The sequence below is a fragment of the Acidobacteriota bacterium genome (assembly GCA_030697165.1).
Taxonomy (GTDB): Bacteria; Acidobacteriota; Vicinamibacteria; order Vicinamibacterales; family UBA2999; genus 12-FULL-67-14b.
Genome location: JAUYQQ010000001.1, coordinates 180,223 through 206,323 on the forward strand (window position 1 = coordinate 180,223; position 26,101 = coordinate 206,323).

Consider the following 26,101-nt stretch of genomic DNA (forward strand, 5'->3'; position numbering starts at 1 on the left):
ACGTTTGCGGCGGGTCACAGGGCTTCCGGCGTCCTTTGGCGCCGCCACGCGCGCCCCATCCATACCGCCGCGATCACCGCGGCGGCCGCGGCCGGTGGCGCCAGCGTGATCGACATGCGGCCGGGATAGTTGTGCGTGTGCACGAAGAGGCCGCTCGCCATGGTGCCGGCAATCAGCAGCACGATCACCACCGGCAGGCCCTTCAGCACCGGTGCCTGCAACACCGCCAGCACGGCGGCGGCGACGCCCGTGACGACAAAAGCGGCGCGAATGTCGGGTTGCGGTGGCTCGTTGACCCAGACCAGCGACGCCAGACTGTGCGCGATGCGCGCCCAGACGTCCTCCGACACCACGGTCTGCAGGCGCAAGCCGGTGTCGTTGTTCTTCAGGCTGGTGCCATAGAAGAGGCTGAAGACGCCGGTGTACCACCACGTCCGCAACATGAACAGCGCGACACCTGCGGCCACCAGGCTGCCGTAGGCCAGGGCCAGCCGCACACGGGCGCGCGCGAGCGCGGCCATCACGGCCGAGGGGATCGACGACACGCGCAGCGGCAGCAGCAGGACGACCAGCGACGCCGCGAAGATCAGGTGATTGAGCCGGGTGTAGAACATCAACACCGCCATGGCGGCCCCGGCCAATAACGACGACCAACGGCCGAGGCGCGCCCGCAGCAGGAAGAACGCTGCGAGGAACGAGAAGCCGGCCGCGACGATCTCCGAGAGCCCCCGTCCAGGGAAGTACCAGATGGTGCCGATGGTAAAAGTCGCCAGGGTCGCGACCGCGGCGGCAAGGCCTGCACGGTAGCCGGCGCGAGCCTTCGCGAGGTGGAACGCCAGGAGGCCGCCCGAGAGCAAACAGGCGGCGTCGAGGTAGGTCTCGCCCACGCTCGAGTCGCCGAAGATCAAGTGCAGGCTGCCGGTGACCCAGCGATAGAGCGGCTGGTAATCAAACGCCAGGCTGCCGCCCTCGAGCCAGTAGCCGTGCATGAAAATGCGATAGCCGGCCACCTGGTATGCCAGCCAGTCATCGCCAGAGTAGGCAGTGAAGCGGCCGATGTCGGCGAAGCTGTGCGCGGCGAAAAAGGCCAGCCACGGCACCCCGACCAGGAGGAAGGCGCCGCGCAGGTTCCTCCAGCGCAGGCTCACCGGCACCGCGAGGGCCGCCACCAGCGCCGCGCCGGCAAACCGCTCGATCCGCGGTTCGGTGCCGAGCCACGCGAACACCACGACGGATGCCATTACCCACAGGAGCAACAGTCGCTCGGACTGCAACCAGCGAAGCGCGAACGCGATCCACCCGATCACCAGGCCGATCACCAGCACGCTGGTCAGTGCGCCAATGAGACCGGCGGCACGATCGAGCGCTCCCGGCGTCCCGGTCGTGAACGTCGCCGACGACCACGCATCGGCGCCGTTCCAGAGCGGCATCAGCGACCACTGGTCGCCCGTCAGCGTTGCCTGCAGCGCCACGCCATGGACGCCGGCCGCCAGCGGCACCGAGAGCGTTTCGCCCGGAGCGGCCGTCACCGGCTGCTGGCCCACGGCGCCGGTGATCGTCATGCCATCTGCGGCGGCCAGGGAGAACGTTCCCGGCTCGTTGACGCGAACCTGGCCGCTCAGCTCGAGCGCGAGGTCAGGCCGCCCTGGATGGATGAAGTCCATCAAGTTAACCCACCACGCGGGAAACTCCGCCGCCGCGCGATACGAGCGATCGACGATGGCGGTGCAGGCCGGGGAGTCGTCGCGCCAGTCGGCGCGCACGTCCCAACTGCGCAGGATGCCCAGCGGTTCGTTGATGCCGATGGTGGCAATCTCGCCGGTGAACGGCGCCGCGGTCGAGAACCGCGCGCACAAGCCCTGGGGCGTCAGCATCAATCCGGAGACTTTCAACACCAGCAGCGCGACGATGGCCGCCCGCGCCGGCCAGGTCTCGAGAAACCGCCGGTCGAACCACCACAGCGCCGGCACCAGCAGGCCGATCACGATCGCTTCCGCGGCGCCCGACAACGGCGCGCCATCGAAGATTCCCAGCACGCGGCCGGGCCATAGCAAGGCGACTGCGGCCAGCAGTGACCAGGCGGCGGTCAGCACGCGGTCCACGCTCGCGCGGTGACGGGATGGTAGAGTGAACCACCGACCGCATGCGCATTCTTCGCGTGATCACACGCCTCAACATCGGCGGCCCGTCGATCCAGGCACTGGCCCTGACGTCGCGACTGGCCGCGCGTGGCGCCACCACCACCCTGCTCCACGGCCGGCTGGGCGAGGGCGAAGGCGACATGCGATACCTGGCGGCACCGGATGCCAACCTGCAATTCGTGGCCACGCTGCAGCGCGCCATCGCGCCCCTCGACGACTTGCGGACCCTGCGCACGCTCTATGCGACCATGCGCACGTTCAGGCCGACGCTGGTCCACACGCACATGGCCAAGGCCGGACTGCTCGGCCGCCTGGCGGCGTTCGCCTATAACCTGACGCGCGGCGAGGCGCCGAAGACCTGCGTCGTGCACACGTATCACGGGCATGTGCTCGAGGGCTATTTCAGCCGCGTGGTCACCGGCGTGTTCATTGGCCTGGAGCGGCTGATGGCCAGGTTCACCGACGCCATCGTTGCCATCTCGCCGGCGATTCGCGCCGACCTGCTGGACACGTATCGCATCGGACGACCCGGGCAATACCACGTCGTCCCGCTTGGCTTCGAACTGGCGGCCTTTGCGGCCGTGGACACCGCGGCGCGTCAGCGCGCACGCGCCGAACTGCAGATTGCCGTTGATGCGCCGGTGCTGGCCACGGTCGGCCGGCTGACCGCCATCAAGAACTACGGCCTGCTGCTCGATGCCGCTCACCTGGTCGCGAGTGGCCACCCCAACCTCGTGGTGTTGCTGGCCGGCGACGGCGAACTGCGCGCGGATCTGGAAGCGCAAGCGGCCAGGCTGGGCATCACCGCTAACGTGCGCTTCCTGGGCTGGCGCCGCGACCTGCCCACCATCTACGCAGCGACCGACGTCTTTGCGCTGACCTCGCGCAACGAAGGCACGCCGGTGGCGCTGATCGAAGCCATGGCGACCGGCGTCCCGGGGGTCTCGACGGATGTCGGCGGCGTCGGCGACGTGATCGCCAGTTCCTCGATGGGCATCAAGGTCCCCCTCGACGATCCGCACGCGCTCGCCGCAGCAGTTGAGCGCCTTTTTGCAGATCCCGAACAGCGACGCCGCATGGGCGATGCCGCCCGGGCCCATGTCCTGGCGCGCTACGACATCACGCGCCTCACCAACGACATCGATACGCTTTACCAACAACTCCACGCGGGCCGGGCCTGAGTGCCCTCGATTAGAATGTCGTCGAGCGTGAAACGCCCTGCCCTGCTCGCGATTTGCGCGATTGCCCTCATCCACGCGGCCCTGTACATCGTCTACCAGGCGCCCGATCGACAAGCGATGGTCAATTGGAGCGACCAGCGCGGTTACCAGCGGCTTGGCGAAGGCCTCGCCACCACCGGTCAGTTCACGCGCTACGCGGGGACCGAGACCTTCACGCCGGAGGTCATCCGGACGCCGGGCTACCCCGCTTTTGTCGCCGTGATCTACAAGGTGTTCGGCGTCGGCAACAACACCGCGGTAGCCGTGGCCCAGGCTTTTGTGTTCGCGGCGATTTGCCTGCTGGTGTTTGCGTTGGTGAAGCGCGTGTGGAATCCGGAGGCCGCGGTGCTGGCCGCGATGCTGACGGCGCTCTACTCGCCCATGCCTTATTTCGGCGCCCTCGTGGTCACCGAACTCTGGACCGCCTTGGTCGCCACGACGGCCATGATGATCCTCATCCGCGCGGCCCAAGGTGGCGCGCTCCGCGACTTCGCGCTCGCTGGCATGCTGCTCAGTGCGACCACGATCATCCGGCCGGCCTTCGTGTTGATGCCGTTCTTCTTCGCGCTGGCCGTTCCGGTTCTCGTTCGCACCCAACGGACGGCGCCGCGGCTCAAGGGATGGGCTGTGCTCACGCTGACCGCAGGCCTGACGCTGCTGCCCTGGTTCACGTACAACTATGTCAATCTCGGGCGGTTCACCCTGTCGCCGGCCGGCGGCGTTGGCCGGGGACTCTGGGAAGGCTCGTGGCAAGGCCATTGGCCCGGCCGCACCCAGGCGGAGCTGACCACGCTGGCCGAAACGACCGCCGACCGCCAGGAACTGAACCGCCTGGTCGAGGCGAAGGCCGCCGACACCGGCCTGCCGCCCGGCCCCATGCTGCAGTACGTCAACGAGTGGCGCGACGTTCGCCTGATCTGGGACACCCCGACGGACCCGATGGAGCGCGTCCGCGCGCGCGTCGCGGCCGACAGCGAGTACCTTCGCTACGCGCTGATCCACATGCGCGCCGACCCCATCGGCCACGTCCAGCGCCGCATCACTCGGGGCCTCTTCATTCTGTGGGCGGCCGAGATCCCCATTCGCCATGACGACATCAATGCCATGCCGTGGCTGGTGATTCGAGGGATCTGGCTGATTCAAGTGGTGCTGCTGCTGGTTGCGGCCTGGGGCGCCGTCGTACTGGCCCGAGGTGGGCGATGGCTCGAAGCGGTGATGCTGACGCTGCCGATCGTCTATGTGACGGGGGTTCATCTGCCGCTATTGTGCGAAGCCCGGCAATCGCTGCCGGTGAAACCCGTCGTGTTGGCGCTGGCGGCGATCGGGTTAACCACGAAGCACACGAAGACCACGAAGACTAGCCTTTGAAATACCTGCCTTCGTGACCTGCGGTTCTTCGTGGTTGCCTTTCACTTGCCCTGGAACCGGAGATTCATGAACGCCAGCATCTCCGTCTTCCAGGCGCGGCTGTCGGCGCCTTCGGGACGGTTGATGTGGTCGGCGATCTGCATGCCCAGCAGCACGTTGTCATCCATGCTGTTGTTGAGGAACAGTCCGTGGCGGCCGAGCGTCAACAGGTTCGACACCTCGTGCACGCCGTCGAGCACGGGGATCAGGTGGTCCTCGAAATTCAGCTCGTAGACCGGGTACGCCGTCGGGATGTCGGTGACGTGGTATTCGAGCACTTCTTCCGGCGTCACGCCGTAGCCCATCTTCATCAGGTCGCGCAGCGCGAGCTCGAAAATCTCGGCGTCGCTCGCCTGCCATAACGGCTCGTCTTTCCAGAGCGACAACTCGATGCAGAGCACCGTCGAGTCGGGCGGGACCATCTCGGCGCTGACGTTCTTCTGCTCCGAGAGCCGGTTGACCCGGAACTGCTCGTCCAGCAGGTAGACCCAGTGATAGTCGGTCATCCGCGCGCGCTTGAGGACGATGTAGATCAGCTTCAGGCTGCGGTACTTCAGCTTGGCGGCGTGCGACGCGACCGCGGGCGGCAGCGCCGGCGACATCATCGAGACCAGCGCCGGCAGCGGCAGCGTCGACAGCAGGATGTCGCAGTCGATGGTCTTGTCCTGGCCGCCCTCGGTGTAGGCAACGCGCGTCACACGATCCCCGGATCGCTCGAGGCGGACGGCCGGGGCCTGCAGCTTGATCACACTACCGGCGGCGCGCACTTCGGCGGCCATGCCGTCATACAACAGGCTGATGCCCTTGCGCGGGTACATGTACTTCGTGAAGTAGGTCGCCGGATCCGCCTTGATGCCGAGCGTCCGCAGGATGATGTTCTTGAGGTTCAGCTTGGCAACGCGCTGCGCCTGCTTCGACGAAATCTGCGAGGTCGGTAGGCCCCACACGCGCGCGGAGTAGATGCCGAAGCACAAGTCATAGAGCGTCCGGCCGAGGTTGCGGACGCCCCACTCCTCGAACGAGTCTTCCTTCTTGGCCGGCGCGAACGCCGACTTCAGCGTCGCCACCAGGTAGTCGAAGATGATCCGCGCCGACAGGAACGGCGACACGCCGGTCAACACCTGCAGCATTTCGAGCGGGTAGACGTATTCCTTGCCCCGCAACAGCACGCGGGTGCCGCGCGTGAGGATTAGCGGGTCGTCGCCGAAGAAGTGCTTGATTGCGGCCAGCACCTGGCGGCTTTCGTCGGTCTCGCGAATATGGAAGGTGTGCGGCCCGAAATCGACGGCGTACTTGCCGACGTTGATGGTTCGCGCCATGCCGCCGACGGCATCGTCACGCTCGAGCACCGTCACCGGGTAGCCCAGTTGCGCCAGGCGCCAGGCCGCCGTAATGCCGGCCGGGCCCGCTCCCAAGATCACCACTCGCTGCTTTCCGCTCATCCTCGCCTCACGTCTACTGCCGGGCCACCCGCAAGAAAGGCTTGGAGGCGCTGCAATCCGCTTTCAAATGACACCCGAGGCACAAAGCCGAAGGTGTCGCGCATGGTGGTGTCCGCCGACCGAAACACGATGTATTCCGCGACCGCGCCTTCGTGCCGGATCGACACCTCGACGCCCGCGACCCGGGCCATCATGCGAACGACCTCGTTGACGCTGACGGGAGTGCCGGACGCGAAGTCGACAGTGGCTCGCGTGCCGGCGGCCTTGACCAGCGACAGGAAGCCCTCAACCGCATCGTCGACATACATGAAGTCGATCAGGTTCTGGCCGTTACCGCGCACCACGCATTCGCGCTGGCCGTCGCGAATCGCCGACAGCCACTTGGTCGTGATCTTCCGGGGCGCCTCGTAGGGGCCATACGCGCCGAAGAACCGCACGTTGACGTAGCTCGAGACCGACTGGCGGCGCTCGGCGAAGAACCGCAGGTACTGCTCGGACGCCAGCTTCGAGATGGCGTAGGGCAGCATGGGCGACACCGGCGTCGCCGGGGTCACGGCGCCGCTCAGCCCGTCGTAGACCGCACCCGACGAAACGTAGACGACGTGACCTGACGGGCAGTGTTCGAGTGTGGTCACAAACGCCGCAGTGTTGGAGTCCAGGTCCCAGCGCGGCCGCTCGGCCGATGCCGCCGGGTCGCCGTTGGCCGCCAGATACAACATCGCGTCGGGCCGGCCGATGCGACTCGCCAGCGCCTTGACGTCGTCGGCATCCAGCAGATCACAGCGCTCAACCTGCACATTGGCCAGGCCTTTCGCCGCCACGAACTGCTCCAAGCCGGACGTGCGGTGATAGACCGCCACGATTTCCCACTCGCGCGGCGCGCGCAGGAGCACGTTATGGCCAATGAAGCCCGACGCGCCGGTGAGAAGGAGTTTCAATTATTTCTTGCCGCTGACCGCGTCGTAGTTCTCGCGGTACCAGGCAATGGCCTGGGCCACGCCGGCTTCGAGCGAGACCGTCGGCTTGAAGCCGAGCAGCGACATGGCTTTCTCGATCGACGGCACGCGGAGGTCGACTTCGGGACCCGGATGCGGCTTGAACACGATCTCCGACTTCGAGTTGGTCAGACGAATGATCAGGTTAGCGAGCTCGAAGTTGGTCGCGGTGCCTTGCGGGTTGCCAATGTTGAAGGCTTGACCGATCGCGGCGGGGTTCTCGGTGCAACGCAGGACGCCATCGACAAAGTCGGACACGAAGCACCACGAGCGAATCTGGGTGCCGTCGTTGAAGAGCGTGATCGGCAGGTTGCGCAGCGCCTGCAGCGTGATGCCGCGGATCGCGCCGTCACCAACCTGGCGCGGACCGTAGACGTTGAACGGGCGGATGATCGACAGCGGCAGGCCGTCTTCGCGATAGTGCGCGTACGACAGGTGCTCGGACGCCAGCTTGCTGGCGGCATACACCCAGCGGCTCTCGCCAATCGGCCCGATCGGCGTGAAGTCGTCTTCCTTGCCCTTGTGGATGAACGCGCCGTAGACCTCGCTGGTCGAGAACTCGACGAAGCGCTCCACGCCGGTGGCGAGCGCCGCCTTCACCACCTGGTGGGTGCCGAGCAGGTTGACCTCCATCGTCCGCACGGCGCTGCGATCCACGGTGTAGACGCCGGCGATGGCCGCGCAGTGAATGACGATCTGGCAGCCATCAATAGCCTGGCGCGTGGCCTCGTAGTCGAGCACGTCACCCTGGATGAAGTGCAGGTGCTTGTGTTCGGAGAGGTGCGCGAACTGCAGCGCGTTGCGGTGCAGGTTGTCGTAGACAACGATCTCGTTGTCGTCCACCAGCAACGACACCAGGTGGGAGCCGATGAAGCCGGCGCCGCCGGTGATGCAGATTCGCTTGTTCTTCAATGCCATGACAGAGGTCCTCTGAGCTAGTGCTTGCCGTTGGTGGCACGCGCACGGACGGAGACGGGCCTGCGCTTCGCCGGTGGGGGCACCGGCTCCTGGCGCAGCGGAAACAGCTTTTCGCGAGCCACCCCAACGTCGAGCAACCCCTGGAGCTGGCGGCCAGAGCGATCGAGCGTCGCAACGATGATCAAGTCGAACTCGACCGTGCCGTGTTCGGTAATGGGCAGCACCGGCATGCCCAGGAACTCGTGCTGGCCCTCGTGGTCGAACACGGCGACCGGCTCGAGCCCGGATTCCTTCAACGACAGGTAGGCCAGTTCGGCGGCCTCGCCACTGCCGCAGATCGCCACGCGCTTGCCGGCTTCAGCGCAGTCCTGCAGCGCAGTGCGCAGGTGCTGGCGCACCTCGCCGTAGAGGTGCAGCGAGTAGTCCATGAACTCGTAGGTCAGCCGCGCCTTCTCGGCAATGCCGCGCGGCGTTACCAGGTAGGTGATCCGGTTGGGCTGCACGTTCACGACCTTGATGAAGCCCTTGTGAACCATGCGCTTGAGATACACGTTGGCCAGGCCGAGGGCGATGCCCAGCTTGCTGGCCAGCCCGCGCTGCGTGACGCGCCCGTCCTCATGGACTGCTTCGAGCAGCCGTAGGTCGCGGTGGGTTTCGACGTCCATTGTTCAGGGATCAGGGATCAGGGATCAGGGATCAGGGATCAGGGATCAGGGATCAGCGCGCGTTCGGCGGCGGCCCAGTCGTCCATGTCATCAATGCTGATCGACCGCTCGGCCGGCATGCGGTAAGCGACGACGCGGTCGCCGTACAGGCTGGGGTCGGCGCCGAGCAACACGCCGGTGCGGACGAGGTAGATCGCGCCGTTCATGACCCAGGCTTCCGGCAGATCCTGGCGGCGATTGATGCGCTTTCGCACCGGTTCGCCGGTCGCAAACAGCACCGCCTCACCGTTGGCCGCGAGCCGCAACGTTCGCGAGGGATGGCTGTGTCCAGGGACCTCGCTAACGCTCAGCACCGAATCGGCGCCAGACGACGCAAGTAGCGCGATCGCCGCCGCGATGTCGGCGCTGGTCCGCAGGGGCGAGGTCGGCTGCAGCACCATCACCGCGTCAGGCGTGTAGCCCGCATGATCACGCATCCAGGTCGCCGCATGCTGAACCACGGGCAAATGCGGGGTATCGTCGCGCGACAGCTCCGCCGGACGGATGAACGGCACTTCGCAACCGAGCGACCTGGCCATGTCCGCGATGGCGGCGTCCTCGGTGGACAGGATCACCCGGTCGAGCGCGGCGCACGCCCGCCCCGCCTCGACGGTGTAAGCAAGCAGCGGTTTGCCGGCCAACAATTTCAGGTTCTTCCCGGGAACGCCCTTGGACCCGCCGCGCGCCGTGATGATGCCGAGAACCTTCACGCGCCGTCGAAGAAACGTTTCTGGGTGTAGAGCTTGGCCGAGGCGAGGATATCAACCACGGTGTCGCTGGTGTTGGAACGGTAGTACAGGTTGGAGGACGGATACGGGCCGTGCGCGAGCTGCGCCGCCACGGCAGCGGCGATCTCGGTGGCGTCGTAGGCGACGTGCGTCACGTGTTCGCCCGCCAGGCGCCCGTGCTGACGGCCGCCAATGTTGACCACCGGCGTGCCGAGGTACGAACACTCCTTAATGCCCGCCGAGGAGTTGCCGACCAGGCAGGCGGCGTTGGCGAGCAGGGCCACGAACCGATCGGCCGGCACGTTGGTGATGAAGTGCATCCTGGCGGTGAGCTCGGCGTGGCGCTCGCGCATGTGGCGCAGGCTGTCGGCCATCTCGCCGGTGCCCGCGTCCGCATTGGGCCAGAACCAGATGGCGGGAAGGTCCAGCGCCGCCACCGCCCGCAACGTTGTTTCCAGGTGCAGCCGGTTGTCGGCCTCGGTGGTGACCGGGTGCTGCACCACCATCAGGAACGGTTGCTCGACATCAATCGGGTAGCCGACGCCGAAGCGGTTGACCTCGTCACTGGTAATCGCGGTGTCCACCGCCGCCGCCAGTTCGACGTCGAGCGAACCGGTATTGAAGACGTACTGGGGATCCTCGCCCATCGCCAGCACCCGGCGCTCGGCGTCGGCGTTGGTGACGAAGTGCAGGTGGGCCAGTTTGGTGATGGCGTGACGAACGCTCTCGTCGATGCTGCCGGTGACGTCGCCGCCCTCGATGTGCGCGATGGTGATGTTCAGGTACGCCGCGGCCATGGCTATGGCCAGCTGCTCGAAACGATCGCCGCAAATGACGACCAGATCAGGGTTCGCGGTGTACAGCTCGTTGGTGAACTCCAGCGCGGTCAGGCAGGCGGTCTTGGCCATGGCCACGTGGTTGCCGCCCTCGATCACGTTGAACAAAGACGAGGCAATGTCAAAGCCACCCGCGGCGATGTCGTCGGCAATGTGCCGGCTGTACTTGTCGAGCAGGATCGATCCGCCCAGCATCAGCTTGAGGTCGATGCCGGGGTGTGCCTGCAGCTTGCGCAGCAGCATCTGGCTGCGGCCGTAGTAGGCGCGGTTGGTGATCGGAAAGCAGACCTTGCGCTTCATCACCACCGCTCCCCGGCCATCTGCCGGACAAACACAGCCACAGATTCGACACCGATTAGACGCCGATTGAGAACCAGGCGCGCTCCGCCTTCGACAACGGGCCCGCGAGGCGGCCAAAGGCCGCCGCCACGAGGCAGCGGAGCCGGATTCGAGAGCAGGCCGCGGGATATCAGTGCCGCTCTCGAATCCGGTTCCGCTGCCTCGTGGCCGGACGCCCTGGTTTGAGCGGCGTCCGCGGGCCCTCGGCTAATCTGCGTGAATCGGTGCAAATCGGTGGCTGTACGTTTGATGCGCGCGCGAGGTGACCGCATGGGGGGCTTTGCGAGATTCACAATCGTCCCGGGTCGTGATTGATCACGACGGTCTTCAACTCCGTGTAGACGTCGAGGGATTCAGTGCCGGGCTCGCGGAAGCCGTTGCCGGAATTCTTGACGCCGCCAAACGGCATGTGCGGCCCGGCGCCGAACGTGGCGCCATTGACCGACACCAGGCCGCCTCGATAGCGGGCAACGAACGCCTGCGCACGATGGTGGCTCGCGGTGTGAATCGTGCCGGTCAGGCCGTAGCTCGTGCCATTCGCCAGTTGCACGGCTTCGTCGAAGTCGCGGCAGCGATACAGGCACGTGACCGGCCCAAACAGCTCGTGCTGCGAGACTTCATCGTTCATCGCCGCACCTTCCAGGACCGTGGGCGCCATGTAGTAGCCGGGCGCCAGGGCGGTGACGGCACTGCCACCGGCCAGCAGCGTGGCCCCGCGCGACACCGCGCCCGCGACCTGCCCCACCAGCCGATCCAGGCTGGCGCGCGAAATCACCGGCCCGCACTCATCATCGGGACCCGAGCCCACGCGCACGCGCGCCACCCGCTCCAGCAGAGCCTTGCGGAAGGCGTCGTAGACGCGGTCGAACACGATCAGGCGGCTGCCCGATGCGCACCGCTGCCCCGCATCCACAAACGCCGATGCTACCGCCAACTCCGCCGCCGCTTCCAGGTCCGCATCGTCACAAACGACAAACGGGTTCTTGCCACCAAGCTCGAGGCAGACCTTGGCGAGCACGGCGCGCTCGCTGACCATCTTCTGGATCAGCTTGCCGGTCGCAGACGAGCCGGTGAAGCTGACCACGCCAACGCGATCGTCCTGCACCAGCGGCGCGCCCGCGTCTGGCCCGTATCCCTGCACCGCCGCGTAGAGGCCAACCGGGAGGCCGGCATCCTTGAGCAGGCGGCCAAACGCCACCGCCGTGTAGGGCGTGAGCTCGTGCGACTTGGCGACGACGGCGTTACCACAGAGCAGGGCCGGGAACGCCTTCCAGGCAATGCCGGCCAGCGGGCTGTTGAACGGCATGATCCCGGCGCAAATGCCGATCGGCGATCGCACGGTCTGCACCGTGCGATTCAGGATCGGGCTCGGCATGGTCTTGCCGTAGAACCGGCTACCCTCGCCCTCCATGAACAACGCCAGGTCTGCGGACGAAGCCACTTCGGCAATGGCGTTCTTCCACGGCTTGCCGGTCTCGGCCTGGATAATCTCGCCGAACTTGCGCTCACGCTCACGCAGCAACTGCGCCGCGCGACCGAGAATGGCGCCCCGGCGAGGCGCCGGCACCTGCGCCCACGCGTCGGCGGCGCCAGCCGCCGCTGACAGCGCGTGCGCGACTTCAGCCGCACCGCCACGCGCCACCTGGGCGACCAGGCGATCGTCTATCGGACAGCGCTTGTCGAATGTGGCGCCGCCCATCGACGGCACTTCGGCGTCGGCAATCCAGTGAGGGACGAAGGAGGGGTAAGACACTGTCAGTTGAAAGTTGAAGAGTTGAAAGTTGGTAGTTTCAGTTCAAAGTTTCAGTTACAAGTTCGCAGCCAGGACGGTGCGGGCGATCGAGGCGGCGTCGAGGCCGTGGTACGCCAGCACTTCGGCGTTGGTGCCGCAGGCGGGGATCTCGGTCAGGCCAATCGGGGTGACCGTAGCCCTCACGCCGGTGCGCGCGAGCGCCGCGGCTACCATCACACCCTGGCCGAACTCGAGGTAATGGTTGTCGAGCGTCACGACGTGCTTGAAGCCACCCAGCGTCTCGCGGACCCACTGGTCGTCGATGCGGTTGAGCCACGGCAGGTCGATGACCGCTGCCGAAATGCCCTGGCCGGCCAGTTCCTCGGCAGCGCGCCATGCGTTACTCAGCAGCATGGTGCCGTAGCCGACGAGCGCCACGTCGGTGCCGGGCTTCAGCGTGACGCCGCGACCGACGTGCAACGTGTAGTCGGCCGGCATCGTGTACGGCAGGTCGAGCGGCACGTTGACGAAGCGCAGGTAGGTGCTTTCGGGGTTCTGCTCGACTGCCCAGCGAATGGCCAGCCGCGCTTCCCGCTCGCTACACGGCTCGAATGCGATCAGGCCGGGCACCGCGCCAATCGCCGAAATGTCGCGCACCGACTGGTGCGAGTGGCCGGGGCCGCCGGGGACGAGGCCGGCCAACGTCGCGACGTAGATGATCTTCGTCTTCTCGGTGGCGTTGTTGTAGATATGCTCGTTGGCGCGGGTGCCCAGGAAGCACGCAAACGAGTGCACCACCGGCAGCATGCCGCGCAGGGCCATGCCACCGGCCGCCGACACCATGTGCATTTCAGCAATGCCACACTCGATGAACCGCTCCGGCAGCTCCGCCTTGAACGCCTCGATGCCGCAATCCGACAGCAGGTCGGCATCCATCACCACGATCTCGGGACGGTGACGCGCCATCGCGAGCAGTTCGTCTCCGTACGCGAGCACGATCTTCTCCGGCTTCGACGGCGAAATGCGCACCGGCAACGGCGCCGAGGTCAGCACCGCCGGCGGCACGCCAATCGTGTCGAGCGTGCCGTTGACGCGCGCGATCATCTCGCGGGTCGCGGCGACGTAGTCCTTAAGCGACGGCGCGCCGGCGTGGAAGTGATAGGTCTGGTCACCGCAGGCCAGGCCCTCCATGAACGACACGCCCTTGCCCTTGATGGTGTCGGCAATGAACACCTTCGGCTTGTCGGTCACGGTGGCGAAGTGCGCAAGCGTATCGCGAAGCACGGCGAAGTCGTGGCCGTCGCCGCGGCGCACCTCCCAGCCGAACGCGCGGAACTTGTCCTCGATCGGACCGAGGTCGCTGACCGCGGCCACCGCTGAATCCGACTGCAGCTTGTTGTGATCGACGATCACGGTGATCTCGGCCAGGCCCTCGTTGGCCACCGGCTGCAGCGACTCCCAGATTTGCCCTTCCTGCAACTCGCCATCACCGGTCATCACGACGATCCGTCCGGCGCGGCCGGTGTAGCGGTTGGCCCGGGCCATGCCGTAAGCCTTGGCAATGCCCATGCCGAGCGAACCGGTGTTGGTGGCAATAAACGGCGTCGCCACATCGGGATGACCCGGCAGGCCGTTAATGCGGCGCAACTGCGGCAGCAGGTCGAAGCCGAGCTTCTCCATCGCGATCAGCAGCGAATACAGCGCCGGCGCGTCGTGGCCCTTCGACGAGAAATAAATGTCGGCGTCATCGCTGTCGCCATTGGGGTCGCGCAGGTACTCGGTCCACAGCCAGGTGATGATGTCGGTGGAGCTGAAGCTCGAACCGATATGGCCCGACCCGGCCTGCATGATCATGAACAGCGTGTTGATGCGGCACAGGTCTGCGATCACGCCGGCCCGAACAATCGGATCCGTCACCCCGTCGCGCACCGCGCGAAACACGTCCCGCGACACGTACGACAGCGAGTCGTCGCCTACTAGCGCACGATCCGAGAAGTCTTTTTCGCCCATAGATTCAAACCTATAAACAGGAGTTAAGGAGATCAGGAGTAATTTCTTCTCCTGAAAGACTTGAACTCTTGATCTCTTGATCTCCTGTTGAAACTGACTAGCGGGCGGTCCAGCCGCCGTCGACGACCACGGTGGCCCCGGTCATGTACGAGGAAGCCGGTGACGCCAGGAACAGCACGGCGCCGTTGTAGTCGCCCTCGGCGGCCATGCGGCCGAGCGGGGTACGGCGTTCGTACTCGCGCACGAACGCGGGATCGTGCCCGGCTTCGCGGACGCCCCCGGGCACCAGCGTGTTGGCGCGAATGCCGAGGGGCGCGCCGTACTCGGCCAGCCACCGCGTGAAGTTCAACACCCCCGACTTGGCGACGGAATACCCCACCGGCTTGAAGTAGGTCGCGCCGGCGGCGCGCTTGTACTCGTACACCGCCTGCTCGGGCGACACCACGCCGTAGGTCGATGAAACGTTGACGATGCTGCCGGCCGAGTGGCCGGCGGCGCGGAAGTGCCGGACGAACGCCTGCGACGCGAACAGCGTGCCCTTGAGGTGCGAGTCGATCATCGTGTCCCATGCCTCTTCGGGATAGTCCTCGAAGGCGCCGTTCTCGAGACCGGCCGACGCCGGCGACGAGCCCATCCCGGCGTTGTTGACCAGGATGGTGGCGCTGCCCAGCGCGCCACTAAGGCGCGCGAACGCCGCATCGACATCGGCCTTCCGGGTGAGGTCAACCAACTCGGTGTGGACGGGCAAGCCGCCACCGGACAGGCCGTCAAAAAGGCCGGCCGGGCCGGCGAGATCGAGCGCGGCGACCCGCGCGCCGGCCGCCGCGAGGGTACGGACGTACTCGCGACCGAGGCGGCCGAGGCCGCCGGTCACTACGGCGACCTGCCCGGACAGGCCATACAGCCGGGTTAGTAAACTGGCTTGGATGTCGTTATTCGACAATGGTTTAGAGTGAAACAGTGTGCAGGGAAGCAGTGTCCGGCAGACAGGCCGCTGGCTTTCCCAGTCACAGGCATGGCCTGACCGGGACCGCCACGTTCATGAAGTGAACGACCAATTATACACATCTCGTTCACGAAGTGAACGAAAAGCCACGGCCCCACCAGGGGCCGTGTTCATATTGTGAACGAAGTGCCAGTCGGGTCCGACTGTCGGTGTCTTATCGGTGGCCTACAGGATGGTACGGTTGGCGCCGGCGTAGGTGCGCTTCTCGGCAACGACCCGCGCGATGATCTCATCGAGCTGAACCTTGGGCTCGTAGCCGATCGCCTTGTGAATCTTGGTCAGATCCGGCACGCGGCGCGGCATGTCCTCGAACCCTTCTTCGTAGGCCTGGTCGTACGGAATCGTGACGATCTCCGACGTGCTTCCGGTCGCCGCCTTGATCCGCTCGGCCAGCCCGCGAATGCTAATCTCCTCGGAGTTGCCGACGTTGAAGACCTGGCCGATCGCCGAGGGGGTGACCATCAGCTTGAGCAGGGCGCCGACCACATCACCGACATAGGTGAAACTGCGCTGCTGGTTGCCATCGCCAAACACCGTGATTGGCTCGTTCGCCAGCGCCTGGCGCACGAAGGTCGGCACCACCATCCCGTACTGCCCGGTCTGGCGCGGCCCGACGGTATTGAAGAAGCGCATCACGATCACCGGCTGCCTGGTCTCTTTCCAGTAGGCCAACGCCAGGAACTCATCAAGCGCCTTGCTGCAGGCATAGGCCCAGCGGTGCTTGGTCGTCGCGCCCATCACCAAATCGGCGTCTTCGCGGAACGGCACGTGCACGCTCTTGCCGTAGACCTCGGAGGTCGAGGCAATGAAAACCAGCTTCTTCTTCTTCGCGGCGTGCTTGAGGACGACCTCGGTGCCGTGGACGTTGGTCTCGATGGTATGCACCGGCCGTTCGACAATCAGCTTGACGCCGACCGCCGCCGCCAGGTGGAACACCACATCGGCGCGATCGACCATCTCGGCCACCAGCTGATCGTTGAAGACCGTGTCGATGGTGTAGTGGAAACCGGGCCGGCCCTTGAGGTGGGCGATGTTGTCGATCGACCCCGTGGACAGATCGTCGAGCACGAAGACCTCGTGGTGACCTTCGAGCAGGGCCTCCGCCAAATGCGAGCCGATAAAGCCCGCGCCACCGGTAATCAAAACGCGCATGTCTGTCGCACTATCCTTCCTGAGTGCCGGACGCCCGGCCGTGCCTTGATCGTATCCGCATTGTGCCGACTTCTCGCAAGCATTGTCCGGTCCTGGCCTACCGACCCGAGTCGTCGGGCAGCGCCGCCAAGTATCGGCCGTACTCGCTGGCTTTGCCAAATGCCGCCGCCAGTTGCAAGAGCTGCGCAGCGTCGATCCACCCCTGGCGATAGGCAATCTCTTCGGGACACGCGATCTTCAGGCCTTGCCGGCGCTCGATCGTCTCGATGAACTGGCTGGCTTCGAGCAACGAGGCGTGGGTGCCGGTATCGAGCCACGCGTAGCCCCGCCCCATGACCTCTACGGACAGATTGCCCTGGTCAAGGTAAACGCGGTTCAGGTCCGTGATCTCCAACTCGCCACGAGGCGACGGCGTCAGGCCGGCCGCAAACTCCGACGCCTGGCCGTCATAGAAATACAGGCCCGTGACGGCGAAGTTCGACTTGGGGTGCGCCGGCTTTTCCTCGATCGAGGTGGCCCGACCCTCGGCGTCGAACGCCACCACGCCGTACCGCTCAGGATCGCCGACGTGGTAGGCAAACACAGTCGCGCCATCGCGGCGGTTGGCGGCGGCCAGGCGCTCAGGGAGATCGTGGCCGTAAAACAAGTTGTCGCCGAGAATCAGCACCGAGGGTGCGCCGGCGAGAAACTCGCGGCCGATAGTCAGGGCCTGCGCCAGGCCGCCGGGACTAGGCTGCACGGCGTACTGCAGGCGCAGCCCCCACAGGCTGCCGTCGCCCAGCAGTTGCTCGAACATGGGCGTGTCACGCGGGGTGGAGATGACCAGGATCTCGCGCACGCCGGCCAGCATCAGCGTGCTCAGCGGGTAATAAACCATCGGCTTGTCGTAGATCGGCAACAGCTGCTTCGAGACCGCCCTGGTGGCGGGATACAACCGCGTGCCCGACCCTCCCGCCAGGATGATGCCTCGCCTCGCCACGCCCTTTGCCGGCACACTCATCGCACTACTCCCTGTCCCTGCATGACCGGATGGTCTGGTCCCAGTTCCTGCGCGGATTCAAGTCCCGCAATGGCCGCGCGGCCCATGGCCAGCTGCGCCTCGGCGGTGCTGCCGCCAATGTGCGGCGTGCCGAGAAAGGTCGGCAGCGCCAGCAACTCCGGATTCGCGTCAGGCTCCATCTGGAAGACGTCGAACGCCGCGCCGGCCAGGTGGCCGTTCGACAGCACGTCGATGAGCGCCGGCTCGTCCACCAAGCCGCCACGGGCCGCATTGATCAGGCAGGCGCCCTTACGCATCCGCGCCAGTTCCGGCACGCCGATCATGCCACGGGTGGAATCGTCCAGCGGCACATGCAGCGTGACGATGTCGGCCTCGGCGAGCAGGCGATCGCGGCTGACCGGCTCGACACCGTGGGCGGCGTAAAAATCGGGGTAATCACGAATGTCCTGCGCCAGCACGCGGCAACCAAACGGCGCCAGTAGCGACACCAGGTCCTTGCCGACGAAGCCGCAGCCGATGATGCCGACCACGCGACCTGTGAGCTGCCGCCCAACCAGCGGCTTGAACTCGCCGTCGCGCAAGCCGGCGCTGGTTTCCGGCACCCGGTGCAACAGGGCAATGGCAAACGCCAGCGTCAGTTCCGCCACCGAGCGCCGGTTCACGCCGCCGGTCCACGCCAGCTTGACGCCGTGACGCGCCAGCGCGTCCAGGTCCAGGCGGTCGAGGCCGACGCCGTACTTGCTGATGACCTTCAGCTCGGGCAGCTCCGCCAGCACGCGTTCGTCCACGCGCTCCAGGCCGACGATGGCGCGATCGTGGCCACGCAGCAGCTTCACCAACGCCGCGCCCTGGAGCACGTGCGCGGATTCGCTGAAGGTGACGTCGCGATACTTCTCCGCCAATTCGATCCGCAGCACCGGGTTGCGCGAGAACGATCGGGAGGCGACGGCTATGCGCGTCATGGCCGCGTCCCCTGCTCGAGGTGCCGGCGAATCGCGTCCTGCCAGGTCGGCATGGCATACCCGGCGGCGGCCAGCTTCTGGTTGCTGAGCGCGGCATAGCGCGGTCGGCGCGCCTTCCACGTCACCGAATCGACCGACACTGGCGTGAGGGCAGCGGACGGCTGGGCGAGGACCCGGGCAATCTCCTGGCCCAGCTCGAGCCAGGTGGCGTGGCCGGAGTTCACGCAGTGATACAACCCGAACGCGGCGCCCCCCGCCAGCAGGTGCGCGGCCGCGTCTGCGACGTCCTCGATGTAACTGGGCGAAGTGACGCGATCGAAGAACACCGGCGCGGCAGCGCCCTGGCGAACGGCGGCAATGATGCGGTCGACGCTGCTGCGCCCCTCGGTGCCGCCAAACAGGCTTTCAACGCGCACCACGAAGTGGCGCCGCCAGTCGGCGACCATCCACTCGCCCACCAGTTTCGATTGCGCGTACACGCTCTGCGGCTCCGGCCCATCGTCCTCGGTGTAGGGCAGCGAGGCGGTGCCGGCGAAGACGAAGTCGGTGCTGTAGTGCACCAGAACGGCGTCGACGGCCTCAGCCGCGTGGGCCAGCGTTCGCGGCGCGAACGCGTTGACGGCAAAGGCCAGCTGCTGGTGCTGTTCGGCGCCATCCACGTCGTTGTACGACGCGCAGTTGACGATGGCGTTCGGCGCGGCGCGCTCGACAAACTCCATCACGGCGGCGTGGTTGGTGAGGTCGACATCGGCGCGCGTGCACGACGTGACGGCGTGCTCGCGGGCGAGGCGAACGACCATGGCCTGCCCGAGCTGGCCGGCGGCACCCACCACTAATACCTTCATCGGCGGACGCGTTCCTTCACGGCGGCGCGCGTCTCGCGGTCGAGCTCGCGATTGCGCAGGGTCTCGCGCTTGTCGTGGTCCTGCTTGCCGCGGGCCAGTCCGATGGCGACCTTGACCTTGCCGTTCTTGAAATAGAGCTTGGTCGGGATCAGCGTCAGGCCCTTCTCGACCGTCTTGCCAATCAGCTTGCGGATCTCGTAGCGGTGCAACAGCAGGCGGCGCTTGCGACGCGGATCGTGATCGACGTAGCCGCGGTGGCTGTAGGGGTTGATGTGCACGTTGTGGAGCCACACTTCGCCCCGGTCCACGCGCGCGAACGCGTCGCGCAGGTTGGCCTGCCCCTCGCGAATACCCTTCACCTCGGTGCCCAGCAGGGCGATGCCCGCCTCGAAGGTTTCGAGGATGTGGTAATCGTGATACGCCTTGCGGTTGTCGGCAATCAGCGTGTCTTTCTCGCTGGCAGCCTCTTTCGCGGCCTTCCGCTCGATCTTGGCTTTCATTTCAATTGCGCGTCCGGCTCTGATGTGGCGTCCGGCGTTAATGTGGCGTCCGGCTTTAGCCGGACTTTACCCGTTGCCATCATGGCTGCCAACTTGACAGCTTCAATCATGCTACCGGCATCAGCTACGCCGCGGCCGGCAATATCGAACGCGGTGCCGTGATCCACGGAGGTCCTGATGATTGGCAGGCCGATGGTGACGTTCACCGCCTGGCCAAAGGCCAGCAGCTTCACGGGAATCAATCCCTGATCGTGATAGCAGGCGAGCACGCAGTCAAACTCGCCCCGCGAGGCGCGGACGAACACGGTGTCGGCCGGGATGGGTCCCTCGATGTCGAGACCGGCGGCGCGCGCGGCGGCCACGGCGGGCGCCAGCACCAGGTCGTCTTCGGTGCCGAGCAGGCCGGATTCGCCGGCGTGCGGGTTGAGCCCGGCCAGCGCGAGGCGCGGCGCGGCGATGCCGAACTGTGGCAGCGACGCGGCGGTGAGCCGAATGGTGTGGGCCACCAGGTCGGGCGTCAGCCGCGCGGCGACCTCCCGCAGCGGCACGTGCACGGTGATCAGCACCACCTTGAGCTGTGGAGCGTGAAACAGCATGGCCACGCGCTCGACGCCGCACAAGTGCGCCAGCAGATCGGTGTGGCCCTTCCACGGCAACCCCGCCTGCGCGAACGCCAGCTTGTTGATCGGCGCCGTCGCAATCGCGTCCACGTCGCCACGGCGGGCGGCGGCCACGGCCGAGACGATGGTGTCGTAGGCGGCCTGGCCGGCCACAGCCGAGACTTCACCGATCCGAAAAGGCGTGGTGGGTGTCGTGGCGAAGATCACCGGATCGCACACGGCGCGCACGGCAGGATCCGCGGCGGCCTTCGCGACAATCTCGGGACCAATGCCGGCCGGGTCGCCCGCGGTGAGCGCGATGCGCGGTTTGGGGCCTGGCACGGTTACAGCCAAAACGCGGCAACTCCTGCCGTACGAGGGGTTAACACCATGGCAATCGTTGCACAGTACGAAAGAACTGCCGCGTTTTCGACGTAACCGTGCCAGGCCCGGTTACAGCTGAACCGCGAGCCATTCGGCCACGACTTTGGTGCCGGCGTTGCGCTCGAGCGCCGTCAAGGCGCGGTCAACCGCGCCGAACGCCGTGCGGGCGCGGTCGCCGGCAAAGGCGCGCGCCAGCGTCGACAGATCGTCGGTCAGCAGGGGGTTGGCCAGCACGCGCTGGTCGGCGCCCGAGTTGAGCGCCTCGATGTCGCGCAGCATCGACGCCGCGAGCCTCAGCACAGCGGTGAAGTCGGCGCGTTCTTCTTTCTTCGACAGTCCGGCGACGACGGAGGTGGCGGCCTGGAGGCGAGCCTGGGTGTCGGCGCGGCCGGCCGTCTGCTGCAGCAGGCGCATGGCGAGGTCGCGCATGCCGCCGATGTCGAGGTCTGACAGCGCCAACGCCTGTCCGATGCTGCCGTCGGCGAGCGGCGCCGCCTCTTTCGCGTCGCGGGCGCTTTGGCCATGGTCGCGCACCAAGGCGAGCTCCACTTCAGCCGCGGTGAGGCGGCCGAACCGTAACCGCATGCATCGCGAGCGGACCGTGGACAGCAGGACGCCCGGCACGGCCGTGGTCAGGATGAACACGGTGCCCGGCGGCGGCTCTTCGAGATTCTTGAGCAGCGCGTTCTGTGCCTCTTCGCCCAGGGTGTCGGCTTCGCGGATCAGCACCACGCGGCGCTTGCCTTCGAACGGCCGGTAGCCGGTGCGGCCGAGCATGTCGCGGACCACGTCCACCTTGATCGAGGCGCGCTCGTCCGGCTCGAGCATGATGACGTCCACGTGCACGCCGCGGGCAATGCGGTCGCAGGCGCGGCACCGGCCGCAGGCATCGAACGGCAGGCCGTCGGCGTCGCGCGCCGGTTCGAGGCAGTTCAGCGCCTGGGCCGCGGCCAACGCGACCCGCCACTTTCCCACGCCCGAAGGCCCGGCGAACAGCAGCGTTGGCGGCAGCGATTCGCGATCAATTGCCCGGGAAATCAGGGCGGTTAATCGCCGATGGCCGATGACGTCACGGAGGGACATGAGGCAGATAGATGATAGCGCCCATTGACCAACTGCCGCCTGGCTGGCTACAATCGGATGTTTGCCGGGTGTCGGGCCTGCCCCGCCGTAGCTTGTGAGGCAAGTCTGCAAGCGAAGGAGGGCGGTTAGCTCAGTTGGTAGAGCACCGGCTTTACACGCCGGCTGTCAGGGGTTCGAGTCCCTTACCGCCCACCAAATCACTTCTTGCACTTGGTGATTTCGTGACTTGGTGATGTAGTGATCGAGCTAGTGACGTAAGTTTTCCCCTTAGGGGTGGTAGTTCAGTTGGTTAGAACGCCGGCCTGTCACGCCGGAGGCCGCGGGTTCGAGTCCCGTCCACCCCGCCATTCGACTCACCTATGCTCCGCCTACGGCGAACCATAGGTTCGCTCATGGCAAGCCATCTGTCAGGGAGAATGTCCTGAGTGAGTGAGCGGCCAGCCGCAGGCTGGACGATCGCGAATCGAAGGGCATTCTCACTTCACTCCGCTCGTTCGAATTGGTGGGGTGTCCGGTCCTCGGGTTCAATCAGCGACTCGCTTCGCTCATCGCTAGATAGTGCGAGTCCCGTCGTTACTTTTCCCTTGGACTCTCCAGACCCTCGTTCGGCGGACGATACGTGCCGGTGCGTAGCTGCGTCACCATGTTGCTCAGGCTGAGCGCGGCCTGTTCGACCTGCACGAACAGCGCCTGGTCCTTGTCCAGCTCGTCGTGGCTCGTCGCATAGGGCTGATACCAGCCGATCCACGTGTCGAGCGCGGCCAGCGGTCCGGCCTGCACCATGCCGAGATCGGTCATCCAGTCCACGAGCATGCGCCGCAAACTCTCGGGACCCGCCGCGTCGCCGTGCGTGATCACCGCAAAGGCACGGCCGGCAAGGTGCTTGGGGTAATCCCATCCCTTCAGTTCCACTTCCTTGGCCAGTTGCGGGTCCTTGCCGTGCGTGGTGGTCGGATCGGGATTGCCGCCATCAGCACACACCAGGCGATCGATCATCAGTTTCAAGCTGGCCGGCACGTGATACCAGTTCACCGGCGTCACCAGGAACACGCCGTGCGCGGCGGCCCACCTCGGATAGAGCTCGTTCATCCAATCGCCGGCCTGCCCGAGCGCGTGATTCGGATAACACGAGCACGGCCAGTGACACAGCGGCTGCGCGGTCGAGACACAGGCCTTGCAGGGATAGATCACCTTGAGCGGTTCGTCGGCGAGCGCCGACACGTCGAGCAGATCGACCTCGTGATTCGGCAACGCCTCGATTGTCTTGCGCGCATGCTCGATCAGCCGGCGCGTCTTGGAGACCTCACCCGGGCAGGTGTGCTCGCTTCTGGTCGATCCGCTCACCAGCAGGATCCGCGACGGCGCCGATGGGTCGCGCTGACGGCGCTGCGCCAGTTCCACGGCCGCCTTGGTCTCGAGCCATTCGACCGCAAGCGGCTGCGCTGGATCGGCGAATCCATCACCGGCCGGCCGCGTCCGCGGCGACTTGCGATACACGTGGTAACCGTCCCACGCCTTTTCGAACACCAGCTCGAGCGCATCAGACACGTCATCAAAGGCCGGGTCGGCAAAGCGCGCGAAGAAACGAGCGCGGAACTGCTCCTTCGTCAACGGTACGTACTCGGTCAAATGGCGAACAGTGGGTGGCGGCATGGGCCACAATGATGACAGACGCGCACGCCGAAACAGTCGGGCTGGAGGAGACGGTGAACAACACCGCAACGACGACGAGAGCCACACTCGATCGAGACAGCCTGCTCGACTGGTATCGGCGGAACCGCCGGCGCTCGACGGCGATCTTCGATCTGCTGGCCGACGACTGTTACTACAGCCGGCCCATCGACCTGCGACATCCGATCGTGTTCTACGACGGCCACTTGCCCGCGTTCAGCTTCAACACCCTCGTCAAGCGCGGCCTGGGCCGGCCCAGCATCGACCCGGCGCTCGAGATGTTGTTCGCGCGCGGCATCGATCCTCACGAGTCGCACAAGACCCCGGACCAGAGAGCACTGTGGCCGAGTCGTGAGACGGTGCGCCAGTTCGCGGGCGAAGCCGACCGCCAGGTGATCGACGCACTCGCCCACGGCGAGATCGTCCAGCCCGGCCACCCGCTGCTGGACGCCGCCGAGGCCGCCCTCTGCATCCTGGAGCACGAGGCCATGCACCAGGAGACGCTGCTCTACATGTGGCATCGGCTCCCGCTCGAACAGAAGCGCCGGCCCGATGGCTACCAGCCACTCATCGATGGTCCAGCGGTCGATCACGCGTGGGTCGATGTGCCGGCAGGCACTGCCACGCTGGGCGTCGATCGCGGCATGGTGCCGTTCTCGTGGGACAACGAACGGCCAGCGTGCCACGCGCACGTCCCCGCCTTCCGCGTGCAGCAACACAACGTGACCAACGCCGACTTCTTTGGGTTCCTCGACGCCGGCGGCTATCGCGACCAGCGGTGGTGGCGCGCCGACGATTGGGAATGGGTGACGAAGGAGGGCATCAGCCATCCGCCGTTCTGGGAGCGAGACGACTGCGATGCCTGGTGTTGGCGCGGCATGTTCGATCGCATCCCGCTGCCCATGGCGTGGCCGGTCTACGTCAGCCAGGCAGAAGCGGTCGCCTACGCCGCGTGGCGCGGCGACCGCCTGATGACCGAAGCCGAGTTTCAACGTGCCGCCTACGGCGAGCCCGGCGGCAGCGAACGCACCTACCCGTGGGGCGGGGCGCCGCCGCAGCCAGTCCATGGCGCCTTCGACTTCGACGGCTGGGATCCGCAGCCGGCCGGCAGCCACCCGCAGGGCGCCAGCGCGTGGGGCGTCCACGACCTGGTCGGCAACGGCTGGGAGTGGACCAGCACCCCGTTCGCGCCGTTCCCGGGTTTCGCGGCGCTGCCATCCTATCCGGAGTACTCGGCGGATTTCTTTGACGGCCAGCACTTCGTGATGAAGGGTGCGTCACCGGTGACCGCCCGCGAGCTGATCAGGCCGTCGTTTCGCAACTGGTTCCGCGCGCGCTACCCATTTGTCTACGCCTCGTTCCGCTGCGCGAGGAACGCATGAACGCGCCAGCCAACGCGGCTCAGCCCGCGCCGGAGCGCTCGCCGGCCGACGCCTTCGCGGCAGCAGTGCGTGACTTCCTGACCCGCCAGCCGCGCCAGTTGCCGTCGCGGTTCCTGTACGACCCGCTTGGCTCAGCGCTGTTCGACGCCATCTGCCGGCTGCCGTGGTACGGCCTCACGGCCGCGGAGTTGCGGCTGCTGCGCGAACACGGCGCCGCCATCATCGCCCGCGTCGGCCCGCTCGCTCGCATCGTCGAACTGGGCTCGGGCAATGGCGAGAAAGCCGCGGCGCTGATCGGCGGCCGGCTGTCAGCCACGCCGCTGGACCTGCACCTGATCGACATTTCACCGGCGGCATTGACGACCGCGACACAAGCGGTGACTGGGGTCGATCGGCTGCGCGTCTTCACGCACGAGGGCAATTACGACGTGGACCTCGCGCGGCTCGCCACGCAGTTCCAGGGCCCGGGACGCACCCTGATGCTGTTTCTGGGATCGAACATCGGCAACTACGATCCGCCGGCGGCCGGCGCGCTGCTCCGCTCAATCCGCCAGTCGCTGCGATCCGGCGACGGCTTCCTGCTGGGCGCCGACCTGGTGAGGAGCGAACGCGAACTGCAACTCGCCTACGACGACCCGCTGGGCGTCACCGCGGCCTTCAATCGCAACCTGCTGGTGCACATCAACCGCGAGCTCGACGGCGACTTCGACCTGGCGGGCTTCCGCCATCGCGCGGTGTGGAACACGGAACAGTCGCGGGTGGAAATGCACCTGGTCAGCCTGCGGCCGCAACGCGTACGCGTGGCGCGGGCCGGGGTGGAGATCGCGTTCGTCGAAGGCGAGCACATCTGGACCGAAAGCTCGTACAAGTACCGGGCCGACGAAGTGGCGGCGCGGTTGGCGTCGGCCGGATTCGAGGTTCGCGAGCAGTGGATCGAACCCGCCGCGCAGTTTTCGCTCACGCTCGCAACCGTGCGGTGACGCGCTGGCGTCAGGCGCCGCGCTCGGGATCGACGGAGAGGGCCTCGATCGACGAAGCCCTCTCC

Annotated in this window: 22 protein-coding genes and 2 tRNA genes; 6 read left to right on the forward strand and 18 right to left on the reverse strand. The window is 66.4% G+C overall.

Annotation, left to right across the window (positions count from 1 at the left end; all coding sequences use genetic code 11):
* Positions 1-14: 14 nt before the first annotated feature.
* Positions 15-2,093: a hypothetical protein gene (locus Q8T13_00710; protein ID MDP3716272.1), complete on the reverse strand. Its 2,079-nt coding sequence runs from the start codon at positions 2,091-2,093 to the stop codon at positions 15-17.
* Between the two features lie 50 nt (positions 2,094-2,143).
* Here Q8T13_00710 and Q8T13_00715 point away from each other — a divergent pair, with 50 nt between their 5' ends.
* Together Q8T13_00715 and Q8T13_00720 are read left to right on the forward strand one after the other, a co-directional pair.
* Positions 2,144-3,322: a glycosyltransferase gene (locus Q8T13_00715; GenBank protein ID MDP3716273.1), complete on the forward strand. Its 1,179-nt coding sequence runs from the start codon at positions 2,144-2,146 to the stop codon at positions 3,320-3,322.
* A gap of 27 nt (positions 3,323-3,349) precedes the next feature.
* Positions 3,350-4,729, forward strand: a complete 1,380-nt coding sequence (locus tag Q8T13_00720) for a glycosyltransferase family 39 protein (protein ID MDP3716274.1) — start codon at positions 3,350-3,352, stop codon at positions 4,727-4,729.
* Between the two features lie 41 nt (positions 4,730-4,770).
* On the opposite strand, the gene Q8T13_00725 is transcribed toward Q8T13_00720, so the two are convergent.
* The 16 genes from Q8T13_00725 to Q8T13_00800 all read right to left on the reverse strand — a co-directional run bounded on the left by Q8T13_00725 (position 4,771) and on the right by Q8T13_00800 (position 22,003).
* Entirely contained in the window at positions 4,771-6,210 is a 1,440-nt protein-coding gene (locus Q8T13_00725) for an FAD-dependent oxidoreductase (GenBank protein ID MDP3716275.1), read from the reverse strand.
* Positions 6,207-7,148 (reverse strand): NAD-dependent epimerase/dehydratase, encoded by a 942-nt coding sequence (locus tag Q8T13_00730; GenBank protein MDP3716276.1) that lies wholly within the window; start codon positions 7,146-7,148, stop codon positions 6,207-6,209. Before Q8T13_00730 ends, Q8T13_00725 begins: the two co-directional genes overlap by 4 nt.
* Positions 7,149-8,123, reverse strand: a complete 975-nt coding sequence (locus Q8T13_00735) for an SDR family NAD(P)-dependent oxidoreductase (GenBank protein ID MDP3716277.1) — start codon at positions 8,121-8,123, stop codon at positions 7,149-7,151.
* A gap of 17 nt (positions 8,124-8,140) precedes the next feature.
* On the reverse strand, positions 8,141-8,788 hold the full coding sequence (locus tag Q8T13_00740; protein ID MDP3716278.1) for a winged helix-turn-helix transcriptional regulator: 648 nt from the start codon (positions 8,786-8,788) through the stop codon (positions 8,141-8,143).
* Between the two features lie 38 nt (positions 8,789-8,826).
* A complete protein-coding gene (locus Q8T13_00745) occupies positions 8,827-9,537 on the reverse strand; it encodes an acylneuraminate cytidylyltransferase family protein (protein ID MDP3716279.1) in 711 nt (236 codons plus the stop codon).
* Positions 9,534-10,691 (reverse strand): UDP-N-acetylglucosamine 2-epimerase, encoded by a 1,158-nt coding sequence (neuC, locus tag Q8T13_00750; protein MDP3716280.1) that lies wholly within the window; start codon positions 10,689-10,691, stop codon positions 9,534-9,536. Before neuC ends, Q8T13_00745 begins: the two co-directional genes overlap by 4 nt.
* A 328-nt stretch (positions 10,692-11,019) precedes the next feature.
* Positions 11,020-12,483 (reverse strand): aldehyde dehydrogenase family protein, encoded by a 1,464-nt coding sequence (locus tag Q8T13_00755; protein MDP3716281.1) that lies wholly within the window; start codon positions 12,481-12,483, stop codon positions 11,020-11,022.
* A 54-nt stretch (positions 12,484-12,537) separates the two neighbouring features.
* Positions 12,538-14,472, reverse strand: a complete 1,935-nt coding sequence (locus Q8T13_00760) for a transketolase C-terminal domain-containing protein (GenBank protein ID MDP3716282.1) — start codon at positions 14,470-14,472, stop codon at positions 12,538-12,540.
* A 97-nt stretch (positions 14,473-14,569) separates the two neighbouring features.
* The gene (locus tag Q8T13_00765) at positions 14,570-15,415 is read right to left on the reverse strand and encodes an SDR family oxidoreductase (protein ID MDP3716283.1); all 846 of its coding nucleotides are present in this window, start codon (positions 15,413-15,415) and stop codon (positions 14,570-14,572) included.
* A gap of 228 nt (positions 15,416-15,643) precedes the next feature.
* Positions 15,644-16,630, reverse strand: a complete 987-nt coding sequence (locus Q8T13_00770; protein ID MDP3716284.1) for a GDP-mannose 4,6-dehydratase — start codon at positions 16,628-16,630, stop codon at positions 15,644-15,646.
* A gap of 97 nt (positions 16,631-16,727) precedes the next feature.
* A complete protein-coding gene (rfbA, locus tag Q8T13_00775) occupies positions 16,728-17,630 on the reverse strand; it encodes a glucose-1-phosphate thymidylyltransferase RfbA (protein ID MDP3716285.1) in 903 nt (300 codons plus the stop codon).
* The gene (locus tag Q8T13_00780) at positions 17,627-18,592 is read right to left on the reverse strand and encodes a phosphoglycerate dehydrogenase (protein ID MDP3716286.1); all 966 of its coding nucleotides are present in this window, start codon (positions 18,590-18,592) and stop codon (positions 17,627-17,629) included. Before Q8T13_00780 ends, rfbA begins: the two co-directional genes overlap by 4 nt.
* Positions 18,589-19,437, reverse strand: coding sequence for a dTDP-4-dehydrorhamnose reductase (rfbD, locus tag Q8T13_00785; protein ID MDP3716287.1), 849 nt, complete (start codon positions 19,435-19,437; stop codon positions 18,589-18,591). The genes Q8T13_00780 and rfbD overlap by 4 nt, the downstream gene beginning before the upstream one ends.
* On the reverse strand, positions 19,434-19,937 hold the full coding sequence (smpB, locus tag Q8T13_00790) for an SsrA-binding protein SmpB (GenBank protein MDP3716288.1): 504 nt from the start codon (positions 19,935-19,937) through the stop codon (positions 19,434-19,436). Before smpB ends, rfbD begins: the two co-directional genes overlap by 4 nt.
* Positions 19,934-20,878 carry a 4-hydroxythreonine-4-phosphate dehydrogenase PdxA gene (gene pdxA, locus Q8T13_00795; GenBank protein ID MDP3716289.1) on the reverse strand — a complete coding sequence of 315 codons (945 nt, stop codon included), beginning with the start codon at positions 20,876-20,878 and terminating at the stop codon, positions 19,934-19,936. Before pdxA ends, smpB begins: the two co-directional genes overlap by 4 nt.
* Positions 20,879-20,989: 111 nt before the next feature.
* A complete protein-coding gene (locus tag Q8T13_00800; protein ID MDP3716290.1) occupies positions 20,990-22,003 on the reverse strand; it encodes a DNA polymerase III subunit in 1,014 nt (337 codons plus the stop codon).
* Positions 22,004-22,122: 119 nt separating this feature from the next.
* Here Q8T13_00800 and Q8T13_00805 point away from each other — a divergent pair.
* Positions 22,123-22,198: transfer RNA gene (locus Q8T13_00805), tRNA-Val, on the forward strand.
* Positions 22,199-22,273: 75 nt separating this feature from the next.
* Positions 22,274-22,350, forward strand: a tRNA-Asp gene (locus Q8T13_00810).
* Positions 22,351-22,576: 226 nt separating this feature from the next.
* On the opposite strand, the gene Q8T13_00815 is transcribed toward Q8T13_00810, so the two are convergent.
* Complete coding sequence (locus Q8T13_00815) at positions 22,577-23,656, reverse strand: NAD(P)H-dependent oxidoreductase (GenBank protein MDP3716291.1); 1,080 nt, start codon at positions 23,654-23,656, stop codon at positions 22,577-22,579.
* Positions 23,657-23,664: 8 nt separating this feature from the next.
* On the opposite strand from Q8T13_00815, the gene Q8T13_00820 reads away from it, so the two are divergent.
* Positions 23,665-25,056, forward strand: coding sequence for an SUMF1/EgtB/PvdO family nonheme iron enzyme (locus Q8T13_00820; protein MDP3716292.1), 1,392 nt, complete (start codon positions 23,665-23,667; stop codon positions 25,054-25,056).
* The gene (locus tag Q8T13_00825; protein MDP3716293.1) at positions 25,053-26,036 is read left to right on the forward strand and encodes an L-histidine N(alpha)-methyltransferase; all 984 of its coding nucleotides are present in this window, start codon (positions 25,053-25,055) and stop codon (positions 26,034-26,036) included. Before Q8T13_00820 ends, Q8T13_00825 begins: the two co-directional genes overlap by 4 nt.
* The last annotated feature ends 65 nt before the right edge of the window (positions 26,037-26,101 follow it).